This window comes from Pseudohalioglobus lutimaris (genome assembly GCF_002866825.1).
GTDB lineage: Bacteria > Pseudomonadota > Gammaproteobacteria > Pseudomonadales > Halieaceae > Halioglobus > Halioglobus lutimaris.
In genome coordinates, this window is the sequence record NZ_PKUS01000007.1 from 97,066 (window position 1) to 113,847 (window position 16,782).

Annotated in this window: 17 protein-coding genes; 11 read left to right on the plus strand and 6 right to left on the minus strand. The window is 59.7% G+C overall.

Features of this window, described 5'->3' with window-relative positions; genetic code table 11:
- Positions 1-53: 53 nt before the first annotated feature.
- From C0039_RS07580 to C0039_RS07595, 4 genes are read left to right on the plus strand one after another with little or no spacing between them, the layout of a single operon-like run.
- Complete coding sequence (locus C0039_RS07580) at positions 54-1,988, plus strand: transglycosylase SLT domain-containing protein (RefSeq protein WP_084179756.1); 1,935 nt, start codon at positions 54-56, stop codon at positions 1,986-1,988.
- 24 nt (positions 1,989-2,012) lie between these two features.
- A complete protein-coding gene (gene arsS / locus C0039_RS07585; protein WP_076000947.1) occupies positions 2,013-2,969 on the plus strand; it encodes an arsenosugar biosynthesis radical SAM (seleno)protein ArsS in 957 nt (318 codons plus the stop codon).
- Between the two features lie 2 nt (positions 2,970-2,971).
- Entirely contained in the window at positions 2,972-3,655 is a 684-nt protein-coding gene (locus C0039_RS07590; protein WP_243391577.1) for a TIGR04283 family arsenosugar biosynthesis glycosyltransferase, read from the plus strand.
- Positions 3,642-4,280: a TIGR04282 family arsenosugar biosynthesis glycosyltransferase gene (locus C0039_RS07595; RefSeq protein ID WP_101517739.1), complete on the plus strand. Its 639-nt coding sequence runs from the start codon at positions 3,642-3,644 to the stop codon at positions 4,278-4,280. The genes C0039_RS07590 and C0039_RS07595 overlap by 14 nt, the downstream gene beginning before the upstream one ends.
- A gap of 18 nt (positions 4,281-4,298) precedes the next feature.
- Here C0039_RS07595 and C0039_RS07600 read toward each other — a convergent pair whose 3' ends face one another.
- Both C0039_RS07600 and C0039_RS07605 read right to left on the minus strand, forming a co-directional pair.
- The gene (locus tag C0039_RS07600; RefSeq protein WP_076000949.1) at positions 4,299-4,694 is read right to left on the minus strand and encodes a hypothetical protein; all 396 of its coding nucleotides are present in this window, start codon (positions 4,692-4,694) and stop codon (positions 4,299-4,301) included.
- A 308-nt stretch (positions 4,695-5,002) separates the two neighbouring features.
- A complete protein-coding gene (locus C0039_RS07605; protein WP_101517740.1) occupies positions 5,003-5,368 on the minus strand; it encodes a translation initiation factor Sui1 in 366 nt (121 codons plus the stop codon).
- A 77-nt stretch (positions 5,369-5,445) separates the two neighbouring features.
- On the opposite strand from C0039_RS07605, the gene C0039_RS07610 reads away from it, so the two are divergent.
- From C0039_RS07610 to C0039_RS07630, 5 genes are all read left to right on the plus strand, one after another.
- On the plus strand, positions 5,446-5,685 hold the full coding sequence (locus C0039_RS07610; RefSeq protein WP_076000951.1) for a SlyX family protein: 240 nt from the start codon (positions 5,446-5,448) through the stop codon (positions 5,683-5,685).
- A gap of 58 nt (positions 5,686-5,743) precedes the next feature.
- The gene (locus tag C0039_RS07615; protein ID WP_101517741.1) at positions 5,744-6,979 is read left to right on the plus strand and encodes an acyl-CoA dehydrogenase family protein; all 1,236 of its coding nucleotides are present in this window, start codon (positions 5,744-5,746) and stop codon (positions 6,977-6,979) included.
- An 11-nt stretch (positions 6,980-6,990) separates the two neighbouring features.
- Complete coding sequence (locus C0039_RS07620) at positions 6,991-8,118, plus strand: acyl-CoA dehydrogenase family protein (RefSeq protein ID WP_101517742.1); 1,128 nt, start codon at positions 6,991-6,993, stop codon at positions 8,116-8,118.
- 21 nt (positions 8,119-8,139) lie between these two features.
- Positions 8,140-9,852 carry an amidohydrolase gene (locus C0039_RS07625; protein WP_101517743.1) on the plus strand — a complete coding sequence of 571 codons (1,713 nt, stop codon included), beginning with the start codon at positions 8,140-8,142 and terminating at the stop codon, positions 9,850-9,852.
- A 152-nt stretch (positions 9,853-10,004) separates the two neighbouring features.
- On the plus strand, positions 10,005-11,417 hold the full coding sequence (locus C0039_RS07630) for a hypothetical protein (protein ID WP_101517744.1): 1,413 nt from the start codon (positions 10,005-10,007) through the stop codon (positions 11,415-11,417).
- Between the two features lie 3 nt (positions 11,418-11,420).
- Here C0039_RS07630 and C0039_RS07635 read toward each other — a convergent pair whose 3' ends face one another.
- Positions 11,421-12,572, minus strand: coding sequence for an epoxide hydrolase family protein (locus tag C0039_RS07635; protein ID WP_076000955.1), 1,152 nt, complete (start codon positions 12,570-12,572; stop codon positions 11,421-11,423).
- A 232-nt stretch (positions 12,573-12,804) separates the two neighbouring features.
- Here C0039_RS07635 and C0039_RS07640 point away from each other — a divergent pair, with 232 nt between their 5' ends.
- Both C0039_RS07640 and C0039_RS07645 read left to right on the plus strand, forming a co-directional pair.
- Positions 12,805-13,521 (plus strand): class D sortase, encoded by a 717-nt coding sequence (locus tag C0039_RS07640; RefSeq protein ID WP_101517745.1) that lies wholly within the window; start codon positions 12,805-12,807, stop codon positions 13,519-13,521.
- 12 nt (positions 13,522-13,533) lie between these two features.
- The gene (locus C0039_RS07645; protein ID WP_101517746.1) at positions 13,534-14,100 is read left to right on the plus strand and encodes a hypothetical protein; all 567 of its coding nucleotides are present in this window, start codon (positions 13,534-13,536) and stop codon (positions 14,098-14,100) included.
- Positions 14,101-14,394: 294 nt separating this feature from the next.
- On the opposite strand, the gene C0039_RS07650 is transcribed toward C0039_RS07645, so the two are convergent.
- The 3 genes from C0039_RS07650 to C0039_RS07660 all read right to left on the minus strand — a co-directional run bounded on the left by C0039_RS07650 (position 14,395) and on the right by C0039_RS07660 (position 16,694).
- The gene (locus tag C0039_RS07650; protein ID WP_076000957.1) at positions 14,395-14,733 is read right to left on the minus strand and encodes a hypothetical protein; all 339 of its coding nucleotides are present in this window, start codon (positions 14,731-14,733) and stop codon (positions 14,395-14,397) included.
- Between the two features lie 70 nt (positions 14,734-14,803).
- Complete coding sequence (locus C0039_RS07655) at positions 14,804-15,766, minus strand: M61 family metallopeptidase (RefSeq protein WP_165787061.1); 963 nt, start codon at positions 15,764-15,766, stop codon at positions 14,804-14,806.
- Entirely contained in the window at positions 15,750-16,694 is a 945-nt protein-coding gene (locus C0039_RS07660) for an MBL fold metallo-hydrolase (RefSeq protein WP_101517747.1), read from the minus strand. Before C0039_RS07660 ends, C0039_RS07655 begins: the two co-directional genes overlap by 17 nt.
- Positions 16,695-16,782: the final 88 nt, after the last annotated feature.

Genomic DNA, 16,782 nt, shown 5'->3' on the forward strand with positions numbered 1-16,782 from the left:
CGCCATCATCCCGACAGCGCCAGGGCAACAGCATTAGCTGAGGATGGGTTGTTTTGCGGTTTCAGGCCAGTCTTGCGGTCTACGCCTTCTTTCTTTCTTGCGGGCTTCAAGCGGCGGCCAGCGCCGGTTTGGCGGAGGGTTATTCCAGCTCTCGCGATGACTATTCCGCCGCCGTCAGGGCGATCGACCGCGGCCAATGGACCGAATACCAGAAGCTGCGTCCGGGGCTGGACGAGTATCCACTGGCGGTCTATCTCGACTACCAACAACTCAGTCGCCAGGTCAGCAAGGTGCGCCCGGCCGATGCGCGGCGCTTTATCAGCGCGAGTGAAGATACGCCATTACCCAATCGTTTCCTCGTCAACTATTTGCGACAGGCGGGCAAGGAGCGGCGGTGGAAAGACTTCCTCGCGGTGATGCCCGATGAACCCAACAGCGTGGATCTCAAGTGCTATTACTTTCGCGCCACTCTGGCCCAGGGCGATAAACTCGCGGCCTGGGAGGGCGCCGAGCGACTCTGGGTTCATGGGCAATCGCGCCCCAAGCCGTGTGACCCCTTGTTTGCCGCCTGGCTCAAAGCTGACCAGCTCAGTGATGACGTGGTGTGGGCGCGACTGCTGAAGGCCTTCGATGCACGCGAGCGCTCGCTGATGTCCTATGTTGCGCGCAAGGGCAGCGATGCGCTGCGGCCCTGGTCTGAACGTTTACTGGCCGTTTACCGCAAGCCCGCCAGTTTGCGCGACCAGGCCTTGCCTGCGAACAGTGAATACTCGGCGGATATCGCCACGCATGGCCTGGCCTATCTCGCGCGCTATAACCCTGCTCAGGCGCGGGATTTCTGGCAGCGCTTCAGCAACGAGCAAGCCTTTACCGAAGCACAGCAGCGCAAAGTGGAATACGCGATAGCCCAGCAGAGCCTGTTTTCGCGCACAGAGGCGAATCTTGATTGGCTGCCGGCGGCGCTCAAGCGCCTGCAGGACGACAAACTGGTAGAAATTCGCCTGCGCTGGGCGCTGCGGGAACAGGACTGGGACGCCTTGTCGACCACGCTACCCCTGCTGTCTGCGCAGGGCCGGGAAAAAGCGGTGTGGCGCTATTGGTATTCCCGTTACCTCTCGCAGATCGGCGAAGACGCCAGGGCCAGGGAGCTGCTGCAGGTTTTGGCCGGAGAGCGCGACTATTATGGTTTCCTGGCTGCAGACCGCCTGGGCAAGAGCTACTCCTTCAATAACCGCCCACTGGTGCTGCAGTCGGCCAGCACCGACAACGTGCGGCAACTACCCGCGGTGCAGCGTATCGGCGAGCTCAACTATCATAGTGCTGAGCGCGATGCGCACTCGGAGTGGTTCAAGGTGCTGCAGGATACGGAAGATACCGACCAGCACCACGCCCTGGCCGCACTGGCAGTGGAGCAGGGTTGGCACCGGATGGCGATTGACGCGGCGAGCCGTGCCCGGGCCTGGGACGCCCTGGATGTGCGTTTTCCCACTCCCTACCAGGACACCTTCCAGCATTACGCCAGCCTGCAGAAAGTCCCCGCTACCGAGTTGATGGCCATTGCCCGCAGGGAGAGCGCCTTTTTCCCGGAGGCGCGTTCGCCGGTAGGCGCACGGGGATTGATGCAGGTGATGCCTGCCACCGGCAAGCAGGTGGCATCAAGTCTGGGCAGGCCGCATACCCGTGAAGAGTTGTACCTGGTTGAGCACAACGTCCTGCTGGGCAGCGCCTACTACCGGCAGTTGCTTGACCGCTTCCAGGGCAACCGGGTATTTGCCCTGGCCGCGTACAATGCAGGCCCCCATCGTGTCGACCGCTGGCGCAACAAGCAGGGTAAACGTCTGCCGGTGGAGCTGTGGATAGAAACCATTCCCTATCGTGAAACGCGCAACTATGTGCAGGCAGTGTTGTCGTATAACGTGGTGTTCCAGTATCGGCTGGGCGATACCAGCAGTTTGCTCAGCACCGGAGAGCGCCGCGCGCTCTATTAATCAAGTCGCATAAGGAAACGGAACATGCAGGACACGCGTCCGCTGTTGCTGGAGACTGATTTTCCGCCTCTCACACGCCTGGGTGTAGACACCCTGCAGGTCAACCTCGGGTATTTGTGTAACCTCAGCTGTGTGCACTGTCACGTCAACGCCGGTCCCACGCGTACTGAGTTGATGGACGCTGCCACGGTGGACCTGTTGCTGGAGGCGGCGGACAAGCTGGCTATCGGCACCCTGGACCTCACCGGCGGCGCGCCCGAGATGAACCCTGAATTCCGCCGCCTGGTGGTCGCTGCTCGCAAGCGCGGGTACCGTGTTATCGACCGCTGCAATCTCACCATCTTGCTGGAGCCTGAACAGGCGGGGCTCGCCGCGTTCCTGGCGGAGCAGGGCGTAGAGGTGACGGCGTCGCTGCCCTGTTACCTTGAAGAGAACGTCAAGCAGCAACGTGGCGAGGGTGTCTACGACGACAGTATCCGCGCCATTCGTTTGCTCAACGACCTGGGCTACGGACATGATCCGGCGCTGCAGCTTAACCTTGTCTACAACCCTGTGGGTCCGGTGCTGCCGCCGCCGCAGCAGGGCCTGCAGGCAGACTACAAGCGTGAGCTGGGTGAGCGCTTCGGTATCAGCTTCAACGAACTCTTTACCATTACCAATATGCCGATCAGCCGCTTCGGGGCGGTGTTGCTGGCCCAGGGGCAGTACACCGAATATATGAGCTTGTTGCGCAACAACTTCGCCGAGGACAACCTCGCGGGGCTGATGTGCCGCACCCTGATCAGTGTCGACTGGCGCGGTTATCTGTACGACTGTGATTTCAACCAGATGCTGGACCTCCCGGTGCTGGCCAGCGAAGGCCGCCCGCACCTGCGTGACCTGATGCTTGCGCCCGACATCAGCGGCGCCCCGGTGTTGACCGGAGAGCATTGCTACGGCTGCGCCGCAGGGCAGGGCAGTAGTTGTGGCGGCGCGCTGTAGCGTTGCCGACACCACGCTACAGTTTTGTTATTCCTGTGCTCAATGAGGCCGGGCATATCGCGGGTCTGCTGACAACACTGCGCCAGCGTTTTCCGTCCGCAGAGCTGGTGGTGGTGGATGGCGGCAGCGATGATCTCACCGTGCAGCGGGCGACCCCGTTGTGCGACCGCCTGCTGCACAGCCCCCCGGGGCGTGCCCTGCAAATGAATCGGGGTGCCCGTGAAGCCGCGGGAGAGTACCTGTTCTTCCTGCATGCGGACAGCATTCCGGGGGTAGATGCGACGCGCTTGGCTGCCTATCTCGAGCGCAAGCCGCTGTGGGGATTCTGCCGGGTGCAGCTGAGTGGCGACTCATGGGCGTTTCGCGTTATCAGCAATTGTATCAACTGGCGTTCCCGTCTCACCCGCGTGTCGACTGGAGACCAGATGCAATTCGTCAGCAGGAAATGCCTGCGATGCTTTGGTGGCTTTGACGAAATACCGCTGATGGAAGACGTGGCCCTGAGTAAGCGACTGCGCAGGGAGTTATCGCCGCTGATCATTGCGGAACCGGTACTCACTTCCAGCCGCCGCTGGCAGGAAAAAGGGGTGGTGAAGACTGTCCTGCAGATGTGGGCACTGCGGTTGGGCTTCGCCCTGGGTGTGTCTCCCGCAAGGTTGCGGCGCATTTACTATGACGGCCGCTGAGTTGCAGGACGTTTTGTTTCTGCAATTCGCCCGCGAACCTGTTCCCGGGCAGGTCAAAACACGTATGCAGCCTGTGCTGGGTCCCGATGAAGCCTGCCAGCTGCATCGCGAACTGGTTTTATGGACGGCTCAGCGGCTTACTTCAGCCCGGTTGGGCCGGGTCGAGTTGGCTGTTACCGGCAGGATTGATGATCCGCTGTTCCAGCAGTGCGAGGCTGAGGGGGTCGCCGCCGTACGCGGGCAAACCGGCGAAGACCTGGGACAGCGCATGTACAACGCATTGCATGCGGGGCTGCAGCGTTTCTCCAGAGTGGTTTTGGTAGGCAGTGATTGCCCGCAACTGGACAGCAATTACCTGGCCCGTGCGCTGGCGGCGCTGGAGTCAGCCGAGGTTGTTCTCGGTCCAGCAGTGGACGGGGGCTATGTGCTGATCGGGGCGCGTGCCCTGGATGCGAGCTGGTTCGAGGGTATCAAATGGGGTTCAGGCTCGGTCTACCGCGAAACGGTCGCCAGGTTTGCGGCGAGTAAGACGTGCTGGCAGGGTTTGCCGCCTTTGCAGGATATCGACCGGCCCGAAGACCTGCCATTGTGGCAGCAACTGGCGCACGCTGCTGAAATCCGGTGAGGCCGGGGCCTCCCGTATTCAGGCCAGTGCCATTTCTCCGGTGCGCTCGGCGACTGTCTCTTTCGCCAGGCCAGCGCGCTGGTAGAGCAACCATGCAATTGCAGTGCAATAGCTCAGGTTGGTCTGCAGTTCGCCGTCCGGGTCACTGAGAAATGCCCGCTGGCTGGCAAGTCCCCGCACCCGGCTCGCCATGTCCGGGTTGAAGGCCAGATACCGGTCCCACAGATCGCGGTGTTGTGCCGCGGTGATGTGGAACAGGCCCATACCGTCGTTGCGTGCGGAGAAGAGCCCCAGGTCAGGGGCATCAATTGCGGCGTCGAGAAGAAAGCTCTCACATGCCGGTGTCCATTTTCCCAGATATTTGAGAGTAGGTCGGATGACCTGGTCTCTCAGGTGTTCTGCGGTAACGTACATTGTCCACTACCTCGCAGGGATATCAAATCCGTCAGATACTGCTGTTTCACTTATGGTTTTGGTGTGGCCGGATTATTCTTGCGAGAACTATCCCGTTTCGACGCATTTCCGTGCTCACAGGGTACTTTTTACCACAGGGAAAAATAAAATCCAATAAAAATAACGTGTTGCGGGGTTTAATTAATAAATATTTCGGGAAAGGGTCGTAACTAGAGTAAAGAGTGGTTGTGCGGGCATAAAAAAAGCGACGCATCTTCCGATAACGTCGCTTTTAAAACCACCAAAAAGCAGCTAACTTCTTTTAAATGTCAGCCTCCGGCAAGTTTTACGGTATATCCTCGGCTTTCCAGCTCTGTTTTGATCAGGGTACGTTGATCACCCTGTATCTCGATATCGTCGTTTTTCAGTGCGCCACCCACGCCGCATTTTTGCTTCAGCTCCCGTGCCAGCGCCTTCAAATCCTTGCCGGCGAGGGGCAGCCCCCGTACCACGGTTACGGCTTTGCCGCCGCGGCCCTTGGTCTCCCGGTGCAGGCGCACAATGCCGTCGCCGGTTGCGGCAGGCCGGTCCTTGCCGCAAACGCAGTCTGCGACCGGGCGATGGCACTGGGGGCACAGTCGGCCACCATCGGTACTGTATACCAACCGCTGCGCTGAATTTTTTCGCTTGCTCATGCGTCTGCCGTGTCAATCCGTGAAGCGGGCAAGTATATTATCGCGCTGCGTTCTGGCAAACCCACTTGGCATGCAACATGAAAGATGAAGAGCAACTGCAACAACAGTTGGTAGACCTGCAAAGCCAGATGGCTTTCCAGGACGACGCGGTGGCTGCACTCAACGAGGCCGTCGCCAATCAGCAGCAGGAGATCATCCTGTTGCGTCAGCAGTTGACGCTGCTCAAGCAGAGGCAGGACGAGCAAAGCGCCCGGCTGGACCGGGAGGGCCCCGGTGAAATGGTGTCGCTGGAAGATGAGAAGCCCCCGCATTACTGATCCCCCGGCATTGCCCGCGCAATATAAAAGCAAGTGATCGCAACCAAGGAGTCATTGTATGGCAGATGAACAGAGTAAAGACACGCCCGAACAGGCCGCATTCAGGCAAAAAGCAAAAGCATGGATAGCCGATAACCAGCCCGCCGAGCCGCCGGTGCGTCTGCCCCTGACACCCCTGGAAATCATGACCGAGGAGCAGTTGGCCTACCTGCAGGCCTGGCAAAAAGCGGCTTACGACGCCGGTCTGGTGGGCTGCGACTACCCCGTGGAAGTCGGTGGTGGTGGCATGACGGACTGCCAGCGCGTCGCCAATGAAGAGATGATGCGCGCGCGCACGCCTTATATGCCCAACGTCATCGGTCTGGGCATGGCGGCCCCGACGGTCTTCTACCACGGGCAGGAGGAGCTCAAACAACGGCTGTTACCGCGCCTGTTCTCCGGCGAGGACATCTGGTGCCAGGGGTTCAGTGAACCCGGCGCAGGCTCTGATCTTGCCAGCGTACAGACATTTGCCGAGCGCAAGGGTGACAAGTGGGTTATCAACGGGCACAAGGTGTGGACGTCGCTGGCCCACTTTGCCGAGTGGATGATTATCCTCCTGCGCACTGACCGGTCGGTCAAGCATGACGGGCTCTCATACTTCGTAGTGCCCATCCGTTCGGCACTGGGCAAAGGGGTCACGGTGCGCCCGCTGATCAAGATCACGGGCGAAACAGGCTTCAACGAAGTGATCTTCGAGGACCTGGAAGTGGATGACACTTTTCGACTCGATGAGTTGGGTAAGGGCTGGCAGGTGGCGATGACCACGCTGCTGCACGAACGCGGTGCCGGGGAACTGGTAACGCCGCGTTCAGGCGGTATGAGTAACAAGTCCTCGCATAACACCAGTGCTGCTGCACTGATCAAGCTGGCGCGCGCCACGGCGCGTAATGGTGCCACAGCTGCTGACGACCCGTTGCTGCGCGACCGCATCATGCAGCAGGTGATACGCGAGGCGGGTATGGCGGGGAACCAGCGCCGCTCGCGCGTGACCGCACTACAGGACAACCCCATGCGACTGCCTTTGCAGAATAAACTGCTGATGAGTGAAATCGCCCAGGACACCGCGGGGCTGGCGATGGATATCGAGGGCGCTGCAAGCTCCCTTTATCTGGCAGACCCCAATGCACCTGACGGTGGCCAATGGCCCATGGCGTACATGAACTCCTTCGGCTTCACTATTGCTGCCGGCACCAGCGAAGTGCAGCGTAATATTCTCGGCGAGCGTGTGCTCGGCATGGCCAAATCCAAGTAGGGAGAAAGAACATGTCACAACCGGATGATTTTGGTTTTACCGAAGAAGCGGCGCTGCTGAAGAGCTCTGCGCAGAAATTCTTCAGCGAGCACTTTACCGCAGACAAACTGCACGCCCTGGTTGCAGCGGACCCTTCACCCGACCGCGCCCCCACGGTGCAATGGGACCAGGCGCTCTGGCAGCAGATGGTTGACCTGGGTTGGAGCCTGTTGGCGGTGCCCGAGGAGCAGGGCGGGGTGGGCATGCCCCTGGTTGGCGTTGCCGGGCTGGTAGAGGAACTGGGCAAAGCCGGTTTTCCCTGTCCATTGTTGGCCACGCTTTCCGCCAGTTACGTGCTGGCTGCCTGTGGCGATGCGGGGCACAGTGCTCTGGAGGATATCGCCGCCGGAGAGACCGCGACACTGGCGCTGACCAACGCCTCAGGTTCCTGGTCGCCCGCCGACACCGGGGTTACCGCTAGCGATGGCCGGCTGGATGGCACCGCCTACTTTGTGCAGGACGCGGGCAAAGTCAGCCGCCTGCTGGTATGCGCACGGTCGCAGCAGGGGTTGGACCTGTACTGGGTGGCTGCGAATGCACCCGGACTGGAGGTGCACCAGGACGCCATCGTCGACCTGACGCGAGACCAGGCCCATGTAGTGTTCAAGGGCGTGGAGGCGCAGTGGGTGGGCGGTGCGGCTGAAAGCGTCATGGACGCGGCGTTTCCCGCCATCTGGACGCTGCATGCGGCCGATATGGTGGGTGCCGGCGAATGGCAGTTGCAGACCACTGTCGAGTACGCCAATCAGCGCCAGCAATTCGATCATCCCCTGGGTTTCTTCCAGGCGGTGAAACACCCCCTGGTTAACGTGATGATCGCTATAGACCAGGCCAAGTCGCTGGTTTACAACGCTGCCTGCGCGGTTGATTGCGAACCGGGGAAAGCCGCACAGGCCGCGCACATGGCGCAGGCCTCGGCCAGCGACATGGCGGCGTTCGCCAGCAGCCGGTCGGTGCAGTGTCACGGTGGTATAGGCTTTACCTGGGAGTGCTTTGTGCACCTGTTTTTCAAGCGCCAGAAGCATAGCGAGATGTTATGGGGTGATGCCGCCTGGCACCGCGCTCGACTTGCTGAAATATTGATAGACGCAGCGGCTTGATAACGGGCCCGGAGAAAGAGCATGAACTGGAAAGCAGCTACGTTGGTCCTGGTCGCCCTACTGGGTGGCCTCACCGTATTGTTCAAGATCGCCACGCGGGTGCCGCAGCCTCCCGAACACCAGGTGTTTATCAATGGTGAAGTACTGACAATGGATGCGCAGAACCGTGTCGTCGAGGCAGTCGCCGTGCGCGGCGACCGTATCGAGGCAGTGGGCAGCACTGACGAGATAATGGCGCTGGTTGAAGACCATACAGAAGTCAACGACCTGCGTGGGCGAACACTGATGCCGGGCTTTGTCGATGCGCACGGGCACTTCCCCGGGTCGGGGATGAGTGTTGTGTCTGCGGACCTGACCAGCCCGCCGGTGGGTGGGAAATTGCGGATGGCCGATGTGCTGGAGGCGCTGCGCGAGCGAGCTGCGGTCACTGAACCCGGCGAAATGGTCAGCGGCTTCGGCTACGACGACACGCTGCTGGAGGAGAAACGCCATCCTACCCGGGAGGAGCTGGACAGTGTTTCAACAGAGCATCCGGTGGTCGCTACCCATGTGTCAGGGCATATGCTGGTGGCCAATAGCCGCGCCCTCGCGCTGGTGGGAATCACCGCGGAGACAGAGGACCCCGTAGGCGGGGTTATCGCGCGTCATCCCGGTTCCCGTGAGCCCAATGGCCTGCTGGAAGAGACTGCACGCCTGGAACTGATGATGTACATGCAGGACATGGGGCTGCGCGAGGTATACGCAATGATCAAGGCGGCCTCGATAGAGTACGCCCAGGTGGGTGTTACCACCGCGCAGTCCGGGGGGACCTCACCGGCGCTGGCCAGGGGGTTGGTGTGGTTCAGCAAACTGGGGGTGATTCCCCTGCGCGTGGTCATGTTCGCATTTGACACTGAATTTGCCGACGCGCTGGACCGCGACGAGTTCGACCCGCAGGCCTACAGTACCGATCGGGTGACCATGCAGACGGTCAAGCTGGTGGCCGACGGCAGTATCCAGGGATATACGGGCTATCTCAGCCATCCCTACCATGTGCCGAGAGATCCGCACGACGCGAAGTATCGGGGCTACCCGGCGATTCCCCGCGATGAACTCTTCAAACGGGTCGAGAAGTTACACACGGCCGGTTTTCAGCTTGCTATCCACGGCAATGGCGACGAATCCATCGAGGACATACTCGATGCCTTCGAGGCGGCGCAGCGTGCCTACCCGGTAGAGGACCCGAGAATGATCCTGATTCACTCGCAGATGGCGCGTGAGGACCAGGTGGCGCGTATGAAGGCGCTGGGGGTCACCCCCAGTTTCTTTTCTGCCCATACCTTTTACTGGGGAGACCGGCACCGGGATATCTTTATGGGCCCGCAGCGGGCGGCGGCAATGAGTCCGGCGCGCTGGGCGCAGGAACAGGATTTGCGCTTCAGTTCACATATGGACACCCCGGTGACGCCCATGCTGCCACTGCAGGCAGTGTGGAGCCAGGTTCACCGCCTTAGCTCTGGTGGTGATGTAATCGGCCCGGCGCAGCGCATCGATGTGATGTCTGCCCTGCGTGCGGTGACCATTGACGCGGCCTGGCAAGTTTTCCAGGACGATCGCATTGGCTCCCTGGAGCCGGGTAAACTGGCGGATATCATTGTGCTCTCCGGTAGTCCGCTCACCGAGACCCTGGCGATGCGCGAGTTGAAAGTGGAGAGAACCCTGGTGGGTGGGGCAACGATTTTCCAGCGTTTTTGACCATCTGGCCGCGCGGAACCGGTACTTGCGCCGCGCAATTTCATTTCGGCCGTTGCCAGCGGCCGGGCATTCCTATATAAATATACAAACGGCACAAGCGATCGCAGTGCTTATGCTGTTTGTATCCCAAAAGAGGACCCAGACAGTAGCCTATGTACCGTTACAGCGTTGACAGAGCCGTCACCTATACCTCGGAAGATATGGTCCTGTTCAGGGAGAGTCCCTTCGCATCCTGGATGGAGCGGCTCACCCTGGAAAACCCTGAACACGGCATCGCCCCGGACGCCTATTCCCCGCCACCTGTAGGGTATGTGCAGCGCCAGGACGAGTTGGCCGCGACCCTGCGCGATGAGGGTAAACATGTCGCCCTGATTGACTGGGACGCAGAGGAGCCAGTCCGCCGTGCGGCCACCCTGGACGCAATGCGTCGGGGGACCGACTACATCGTCAACGGACAACTGGCGCTGGGCTCACTATCGGGGTCCGTCAATCTACTGATGCGCACCAGTGGCTATTCGCAACTGGGTAACTATCTTTATATTCCCTGTGATACCCAGGCGAAAACGACGCTCAATTCGGCGTTCAGGCTCTGTTTCGTGGCGGATCTGCTGCATAGCCTGCAGGGGCAGTTGCCCCCGCAAATGCTGGTGATCCGCGGCGACGCCGATCTGCTCCAGTTGCACACTGAAGACCACATCTACCACTATCGCGCGGTGAAGCAGCGCTTCATGGCGGCAATGCGCGATTTCAGCAAGCAGCAGATGCCCGAGCCCGCCGAGTCATCACACTTCGGCCGCTGGTCAGCGTTTGCCCATGAAACATTAAAGCAGCGCGTGTTGCGTGAGGAGCACGAACTGGCGGTGCAGGCGGGCGTGGAAACGGACTCGCCGGCGTTGGACCTGGTCACCACAGCGGCGATTACGGCACCTGAGAGCAGTAACGCACAACCGCAGCCAAGAATTGCCGCCCGCGGCATTCCCGTCGGCGATACGCTCGCCGCCCAGGCCAGGCAGTTGCAGAAAAAAGCAAGCTACAGCGACCTTGACGATGACGCGATTGGCGCGCCGCCGCCAAAGGTAGGGCTGGATGCCGCCCTGGAAAACCTGGAGTTTATCGGCAGCAGCGGGCGCACCCCGAGGATAGGCGAGGGCAACTCAGCGCGGGCGCCGGCCGGCAGCGAGGGTTCGCCGGCGGCCGCCTCGGCCGTTGTTGAATCACCGACACCGCCTGCTCAATTGAGGCGCAAGACCACGGTGGCGCGCAGTCGGCCTGCAGCAGAACCGGCGCGCGACTTCAGCGACAGTGCGGTCCAGGAACCGGTGCCTGCGCCCAGGCTGAATACGCACAGTCGGGAGTTTGAGGTGGACTGTATCGACGATTCTGACTACCAGCTACCCGCTGCGGCAATAGACGCCGCGCCCGCTCACACCGCGTCTGCCGACGCCGTGTCTGCCCCACAGGCCAGAGTCCCTGTGTACTCATCCTCACCGGGAGAGACGCTGAAGACCACGCGGCCGTTCTCCAGCAGCCTGAATACCAGTAATTTTCCTGAAGAGCCGCGTTAAGCGCTAGCGCAGCTGGCGAAAGCAGTTGCGTACCTCAGCGATAAACATTTCCGGTTGCTCAAACGCAGCGAAGTGCCCGCCGCGGTCCAGTTCATTCCAGTGAATAATGTTGGCATAGCGCTTTTCAGCCCAGCGTCGACTCGCGCGGAAGATCTCCCGTGGGAACACGGAGCAGCCTAACGGCATCTCAATGGGTGCAAGCTCAGGGGTCCTGAAACTCTCCCAGTAAAGTCGCCCGGAACTCGCGGCGCAGTTGTTCAGCCAATAGAGCATGACGTTGTCGAGCATTTCATCTTTGCTCAGCGCATTCTCTGGGTGCTTGACGCCATTCTTCTCGCAGTCTGTCCACGCATAGAACTTCTCTACTATCCACGCCATTTGCCCCACGGGTGAATCTGCCAGGCCGTAACCGAGAGTCTGCGGCCGGGTAGACTGTTGTTTGGCGTATGCGGAGTCCCATTCATTGTAAAAGGCCATGTCTTCCAGAGCGGACTGTTCCGTTGGTGTGAGTTGGTCCATGGTCTCGGGGTCCGGGGCGACAATGGGCATATTGATGTGAATGCCCAGGCAGTGTGCGGCCTCGCTCTCGGCAATGCACTGGGTGACCATGGAGCCCCAGTCACCGCCCTGGGCGACCCATTTCTCGTAGCCAAGCCGGGCCATGAGCTTGCCCCACACTGTGGCGATGTTCTGTACGGACATGCCGGTGCTTGCGGGTTTACTGGAAAAGCCGTAACCAGGCAGTGAAGGTGCGACCACGTGGAACGCATCAGCCGCGTCACCGCCGTATTTTTCCGGCTCCGCGAGTGCGTCGATTATCTTGTGGAACTCGATGACGGATCCAGGCCAGCCGTGGGTAATGATCAGGGGGAGGGCGTGGCTGTGCGGGCTGCGGCGATGGATAAAGTGTATGTTCAGGCCGTCCAGTTCGGCGGTGAACTGTGGCCAGCTGTTGAGCGTGGCCTCGCAGCGTCGCCAGTCGTATTTCTCCAGCCAGTACGCGGCCATCTCCCGGGCGTAGTCCAGTGGCATGCCCTGTTCCCAGCCCTCGCAGGTTTGTGCGTCTGGCCAGCGTGTGGCGTTCAACCTTTGGCGCAGATCGTCCAACTGTGCGTCGTCAACGGCAATACTGAAAGGTTTGATAGTGTCGGTCATTGTGCGTCTCCTGATGTAGCCGCCAGGGCCACCGTGCCGGCGGGTAAATAGTTGGTGGCAGAATAACCCGAGGTCTGGTTAAAATGGGCCTTATAACTAAATAAATTGTGCACTAGCACTTTCGCCATAACCTACTAGAATGGTCAACATTGTATCGCGCTTGACTGAAGCGTTTCACGGTGGGGAAGATAATGGACACTTCACTGCAAACAAGGAAGCTAGCGACTAACCTATGTCGTTGAATCTGCATCCACTGGTCGTTCGTTCAGGCGAGTTGCTCAGCTATATTGCTGGCATTGCGCTCACCGGCTTTTTCGCTGTGCAGCTTGCACAGGGTGAAGTGGAGCGTCAGGGGGCGATCTCCGCATTTGAAGACCAGGTACTGCTTGCGTCCAGTGCGGTGTCGATGGACGTTGAAATCGAAGCCAGTAACCCTGCCACAACGCCCGCTGTCGGTTTCAGTGTGGATGACGCGCCCGATACCTCTCTCTGGGCACCTGGCCGCATCGCCGATTACAAAAAAAGCCTGACCGCCGACCTGCCGCCAATCCTTGGCGTGTTGGAAGTGCCAGCTGTAGGTCTTGAAGTGCCCGTTTACCAGACATCGTCCGAACTGGTGATGGATAGAGCAGCCGGTGTGATCAACGGTATGGCCTATCCCCACGAAGGCGGCAATATTGGAATCTCAGGCCACCGGGATGGCTACTTTCGCGCGCTGAAGGATGTGCAGGTTGGCGACCAGATCCTTCTGCAGACCCTCGAGGGTGAGAAGCGCTTTACCATCGAGTCCACCACCGTCGTCGACAAGACAGATACCCATCTGCTCAAGGACACCCGAGAGCAGACCGTGACCCTGGTCACTTGTTACCCGTTTTATTTTGTTGGGCAAGCGCCTCAACGATTTATCGTTACCGCGTCGCTCGACACCACTGATGTCAACCAAAACTAAGGAGGTTTTGACATGCAAAAGAAGATGGCACTAGCAGTAGGTATGGCCCTGTCACTGTCAGCGGGTTCACTGATGGCACAGGATAAGGCTGAAAGCGCAACGGTAACCTGCGCCGATTTGAATTGGGCTGCAGAAGTTCTCGCTGCTAATCCTGACATCGCAGAAAGCTGTCAGGCAGTGTTCGAGAAAGCCGGCAAGCTCTATGCCAAAACAACAGTCGAAGTGGTACGTGTCCGCGGCAACCGCATGACATTCCGTCCGCTGCACACTGATGGCACTATGGGTGACAGCCGTTCTGTCCAGCTTGACAGCGCCTGGCGCGCTGAAATCGGTGGCCGCAGCTACCGTGCAAGTGACCTGATGCGCGGTCAGCAGCTGAATGTATACATCCCCGAAGACCGTTTCGCTATGGCGATTCACGACGCGGATGGTCCCGACGAGGCAGATCTGATCGTAATCGAGGAAGAAGTTGTCGAAATGCCGACTACCGCTTCTCCACTGTTCCTGATCGGTGCGGCCGGCGGTGCCCTGCTGGCGCTGGGTGGTATACTGACCGGTATTCGTCGCCGCTTCTCCTGAAGCTCGACCTGAATAACGCAAGGGGCCGAAAGGCCCTTTTTTTTGGTTCATCGCACATTAGCGGGAAATGAGGCATTCAAGCGATGAGGCATTCAAACAAAGCGGACACCACGAATGGGGTAAGCCTTCCGCGGTTGAAAACAAACGTCCACGCCCTTGGAAGGCTTGCCCCATTCGTGGTGGCCGCTCAGCTGGAAAGTGTCTATCAACTAAGCAACCCCGCTAATCTGCGAAGAGCCTTTTTTATCGGTTGAGGCGCGCTGTCGTTGTCTGGCGGGGGCCAGCCAATTTGCATCATTCTTCTACCCAGACTTTTCGTAAAGGCTCACCGAAATCATCGTAGATGACCTTGCGTCTGCGCTGGGGAAGGCGGGAACGTTTAGGCGCAGGGGTGCGGCGCTTGAGCTTTGCCTGCCGTCTGGCCTCAATGGCGGCCACCACATCCGGCACCAACGTGCGCTGGGTCTTGGGTTCTACAAACAGAGTGCGATTAAGGAACAGGGGCGGGTCGCTGGGATCTTTTCCACTGGTGCCCTGTGGGATGCTCTCAACCTCGCCACCGCCATTCAAAAAGCGTTGCATCTCGCGTTCCAGCTGGGCTCTGATCTCTGCTTTCGATACGGTTTTTTTCACGGCGCCGGGTAATCCCTGCTGCCTTCACAGCATATTGGCAAACCACCAGTATAACCGGCGGGTGGAAGAATTAAAGCGCGGTGGATTGCAGAAATTGGCGGCGGCGCTGCGCCGCTTTTCCCGTGGACTGCAACACCACCTTTCCATTGGCAATGGTAATCCCCAGTTCTGCCAACAGGGGCTCAAAATCCGGCAGGCGCGTTGAGTTGCGCATGCTCTGGTACAGTTCAGCGAAAACGGGTTGCTGGTCACCCGAGTCCATCACCTTGATCATCTCTGCCACTGAAAGTGCGTCGCGGGCGCAGCAATCGTTGAGCCTGAGCAGGACATTGTCGAGACCGAAGGCGCCATTACTGCGCGCCCGTAAGCGAATGTCGACAGCGAGAAAATACCAGGCGCCACTCCAGTAGACGCGCATATAGCCGCCACTGCTGCGCATCTGTCGGTTGACCTCGATGAGGGACTTGCCGTCGAATCGTGAGTCCTCCCTGCCGCGCATGAAACCCGCATACAAACGCTGCCACATTTCCTGTTCACTGATCAGGCCAGCCCTGGCCTGCAACAGGTTCTGGTAATAAGTAGCCAGCCCCTCGCTGAACCAGGTGTCCCCCCAGCCGCGGTAGGGCAACAGCAGGTGGGCTATTTCATGATAGCCGGTCCACTCCGAAAGCAGGTCTTTGGCGCTGGTGTTGTCCACCACGTAGAATTTGACCGTGTCTACACCGCCGCGCTTGATCTGGGCCCAGGGGATAGGGTCATCGGCGCTGCCCGAGGTCGCCTCCACTTCTATGATCCAGCGCTCACGCGGCCAGTGTCCGTAGACCAGGGTAAGACTCCCGGCTAACTTTTCTGTCCAACTGATGACCTCCTCGCGCGACTGTGGTGAGAATTGCGGAGCGATTTCCACGTCCAGCCTGCGACCCTCTGCGTCGTAGAGGGCATGACTCGCTGTGGCGGGCGCAACTGCCAGCATCGTGCACAGCAGAGCCAGTGCGATACGGCAGGGTGCAGTCAAATTACCTGGGTAATTCATACCCGGCCAGCGTCGCCATGCGCGCGAACAGTTCGAAAATGTCGGTCGCGTTTTGTTCGCCGGAGAACTCACGATAGAGGCTGTCGACATTGACGGCGATGCGTTCCGGGTCAGACCACGATGCGTACTCACTCAGTTCGATGTCCCGGGCTGCCTCGAACGCATCCAGCCCTGCGTCGTAACGCTGGCGCGCCTGGTCTCTCACGTACTCAAGATATTGTCGTACCTGGCGTACACCCTCCTTGTCGGTGATCGGGCCGTGTCCGGGAACGATATGCTCCACATCCATTTCCTCGATGAGGCGGCAGGCCTTTATCCAGTTGGCCACGGGACCCTGCCACATGATGGGCGTGCCCTCGATAAACAGGATGTCGCCGGTGAATACCGTGCGGTCCACGGGGGAGTGGACCAGCACATCTCCGCGGGTGTGCGCAGGTCCCACTTCCAGCAGTTGCACAGGTTTGTCGCCAACCTTGATGTCCAGTTGGCCGTCGAAGGTCCGGGTTGGTGGTGTATGCACAATGCCATCGAACTTGAACTGGCCGAAACAGGCGAGGAAATACTGTCCCACAGGGCCCATTTCGGCTGCGGAGGCAACGATAGCGGCCATGGCCTCGGGAGGTAGTTCGGTCATTTCCGCCGCAGAAGCGGTTGAGGCGATGATCTCAGCGCCGCGGACCAGCTCATTGCCGTGGCAGTGATCCCCGTTGGCATGGGTGTTCACCAGGGTATCGATTTGCCGGGCCAGTGGCTCTGCGGCACGCATCTTCCTGAGCATTTGGTCGGTCAGCTGCAGGTCATACAGGGTGTCGACCAGTAATGATTCCTCGCCGTCCGTGATCAGCCCCGCGTTGCTCCAGCCCCAGCTGTTACTGTGCGCCAACCAGGCCCAGGTGCCATTACCCAGGTTGTTGATTCCCTCTGTCATCGGGGCATCCTTGTTGAATAAGACGGTACAATGGTAACGCCGCTGTCACGCCAGGGCTAAGAAATGTTTGGTTTTCAGCAGGGCGCTG

Excerpts from the sequence above, each read along its gene's own strand:
- C0039_RS07635 (WP_076000955.1), bottom strand. The coding sequence starts at position 12,572 with ATGACCGACACTATCAAACCTTTCAGTATTGCCGTTGACGACGCACAG.
- C0039_RS07630 (WP_101517744.1), top strand. The coding sequence starts at position 10,005 with ATGTACCGTTACAGCGTTGACAGAGCCGTCACCTATACCTCGGAAGAT.
- C0039_RS07620 (WP_101517742.1), top strand. The coding sequence starts at position 6,991 with ATGTCACAACCGGATGATTTTGGTTTTACCGAAGAAGCGGCGCTGCTG.
- C0039_RS07600 (WP_076000949.1), bottom strand. The coding sequence starts at position 4,694 with ATGTACGTTACCGCAGAACACCTGAGAGACCAGGTCATCCGACCTACT.
- C0039_RS07615 (WP_101517741.1), top strand. The coding sequence starts at position 5,744 with ATGGCAGATGAACAGAGTAAAGACACGCCCGAACAGGCCGCATTCAGG.
- C0039_RS07640 (WP_101517745.1), top strand. The coding sequence starts at position 12,805 with ATGTCGTTGAATCTGCATCCACTGGTCGTTCGTTCAGGCGAGTTGCTC.
- C0039_RS07610 (WP_076000951.1), top strand. The coding sequence starts at position 5,446 with ATGAAAGATGAAGAGCAACTGCAACAACAGTTGGTAGACCTGCAAAGC.
- C0039_RS07625 (WP_101517743.1), top strand. The coding sequence starts at position 8,140 with ATGAACTGGAAAGCAGCTACGTTGGTCCTGGTCGCCCTACTGGGTGGC.
- C0039_RS07655 (WP_165787061.1), bottom strand. The coding sequence starts at position 15,766 with ATGAATTACCCAGGTAATTTGACTGCACCCTGCCGTATCGCACTGGCT.
- C0039_RS07645 (WP_101517746.1), top strand. The coding sequence starts at position 13,534 with ATGCAAAAGAAGATGGCACTAGCAGTAGGTATGGCCCTGTCACTGTCA.
- C0039_RS07660 (WP_101517747.1), bottom strand. The coding sequence starts at position 16,694 with ATGACAGAGGGAATCAACAACCTGGGTAATGGCACCTGGGCCTGGTTG.
- C0039_RS07595 (WP_101517739.1), top strand. The coding sequence starts at position 3,642 with ATGACGGCCGCTGAGTTGCAGGACGTTTTGTTTCTGCAATTCGCCCGC.
- arsS (WP_076000947.1), top strand. The coding sequence starts at position 2,013 with ATGCAGGACACGCGTCCGCTGTTGCTGGAGACTGATTTTCCGCCTCTC.
- C0039_RS07605 (WP_101517740.1), bottom strand. The coding sequence starts at position 5,368 with ATGAGCAAGCGAAAAAATTCAGCGCAGCGGTTGGTATACAGTACCGAT.